Raw genomic sequence first — 1,769 nt, forward strand, 5'->3', positions numbered from 1 at the left:
GGCAGGAGGCGGAGCCCATTGACCCCGCGAAGATCGCCGCCACCTTCGGCGGACAATGCATCCGCGTGCCGCGCGGGAAGCTGGCGGACTGCCTCACCCAGGCCGAGCTGCATGCCGACGCCCTGGCGTCGCGGCAGGACAATCTCACCTGGGCCGGAGAGATGGTTGGGCTCCTGGAGTTCGGGCTGATTCTGGACACGAGCCGCGCCTACCCCCTCCAGCTCAAGTATGTTCTGGCCGAGGCGCTCTCCTCGTTCGAGTGGTCCTGCGAGGACACGTTCGCCATCGCGCTGACTATTCTTGGCCGGGTGGCAGACCAAGCAGCCACCGGTCAAACGAATCAAGCAGAGCCGAGATCGGGGAGAGTGACAAATCTGCCCCCGCTTTCCCAGCTGAAAGAGCGGTACGCTGCGATGCTAGCCACTCGCGGAGGCCGCCATGTCTAAGGCCACCGAGACCCGGCGCGACCCCCTGCGCGGGGTGCCGAAGATACTCCGCATGGACAACAGTTCCACCGGTCGCAGCTGCCTGCTTGATCGGTTGGTTCGGATTCTCACCGCGACCACAAAAGGGAGGGCATGATGAGCCCCATCAACGCAGCATTGTTTCACAAAAACGCGCTCACCCTCTACCTGGATTTTGAAGTGGACGACTTTTGGGTCAACCTCGGCCAGTTCGTCGGCTGGGGCCGCTTCAGCAATCGGGACAAGATATGGCCCCCGCGCGAAGAGGTGCTCATTCCGCTGAATGTGAAGCTCGACCAGAAAACGGCAGAACGCTGGGCCAAAAGCTCTCCGGTCAAAGAGCATGTGTACCTATTAGTCGAAATAGTTCCGGCAGGCTCTCCGCAGCCTTCTCCCATAATATACGAGTCAAGTGTTCTACGGACGACACGGGCAGCTCTCGAATCGCTTGCAAGGCAGACCTCTTATCTTCGGGGGCTAGATGACTCCCTTTGATGCACGACTCAAGGGCGTCGAGGCTCTCGGCATGAAAGCGCACGGTCAGCGTCTTCTTTATGGCCGCAAGCCCGCCGTCTTTCAGCAAGAGGTCCATGCCATCAGAGGTGATCTTGATCTTGGCTGCAGACACCATGAAGGTGTCTCCGCTCGTCGTGACGCCGCTGACGAGATACCCGTGCCCCTCCAGATACACCATGTTGGAACACAGCTTGTGCTCGTCCCCATCGGCCAGGGCCAGAAGGCTGCGCCACGTCCCGCCGGTTGCATCAAGCGGATGGAACGAGGCGAGGTGTTCAAGAATCTCCAGCTGCAGCGCCCGGTCAAGTCTCATGGCTGCACCCCCTTTTCCTGTCCCGATACCACCCGCAACGCTGACAAACAAGGAGCGTGTCATGTCTAAGTCCCAGCGCCGCGTCCTGCGCATCCAGAAGGTGCTCAAGGGCCGCAGCCTCACCGGGCTTTCCAACGGCGAGATCGCCAGGGCGCTGGACGAGTCGCCCGCCAACATCTGCCGCGCCCTGGCCGTGATGCAGGACGAGGGCGCGGTCACCAGGCTGGAGACCGGGCGCTGGGCGCTGGGCATCGCCATCCTCCAGCTGGCCCAGGCCCATGCCAACGAGATGGCCGACACCCAGGGCCGCCTCCTCGAAATCAACCGCCGGGTCGCCGCTGGCGCGGCCCTGTAACCCCAAGGAGCCATCATGCATACCCCAGACGATCACAGCCAGACCCCGGCCATCCCGGAGATGACCCCCGAGCATGAGGCCGAGCTGCTGCAGATGCAGAACAGCGCGGCCCTGGCCGACA

General features: G+C 62.6%; 4 protein-coding genes. 3 read left to right on the top strand and 1 reads right to left on the bottom strand.

The features are described from left to right. Together QQS14_RS16325 and QQS14_RS16330 are read left to right on the top strand one after the other, a co-directional pair. Positions 1-446 (top strand): hypothetical protein (locus QQS14_RS16325; RefSeq protein WP_285908081.1); only part of this gene is annotated, 446 nt, incomplete at its 5' end. Then, entirely contained in the window at positions 439-582 is a 144-nt protein-coding gene (locus QQS14_RS16330; protein WP_285908082.1) for a hypothetical protein, read from the top strand. The genes QQS14_RS16325 and QQS14_RS16330, both read left to right, overlap by 8 nt. A 216-nt stretch (positions 583-798) precedes the next feature. On the opposite strand, the gene QQS14_RS16335 is transcribed toward QQS14_RS16330, so the two are convergent. Beyond that, complete coding sequence (locus QQS14_RS16335) at positions 799-1,293, bottom strand: hypothetical protein (protein WP_285908083.1); 495 nt, start codon at positions 1,291-1,293, stop codon at positions 799-801. A gap of 61 nt (positions 1,294-1,354) precedes the next feature. Here QQS14_RS16335 and QQS14_RS16340 point away from each other — a divergent pair, with 61 nt between their 5' ends. Beyond that, the gene (locus tag QQS14_RS16340) at positions 1,355-1,648 is read left to right on the top strand and encodes an IclR family transcriptional regulator (protein WP_285908084.1); all 294 of its coding nucleotides are present in this window, start codon (positions 1,355-1,357) and stop codon (positions 1,646-1,648) included. The last annotated feature ends 121 nt before the right edge of the window (positions 1,649-1,769 follow it).

This window comes from Pseudodesulfovibrio pelocollis (assembly GCF_030282845.1).
Taxonomy (GTDB): Bacteria; Desulfobacterota; Desulfovibrionia; order Desulfovibrionales; family Desulfovibrionaceae; genus Pseudodesulfovibrio; species Pseudodesulfovibrio pelocollis.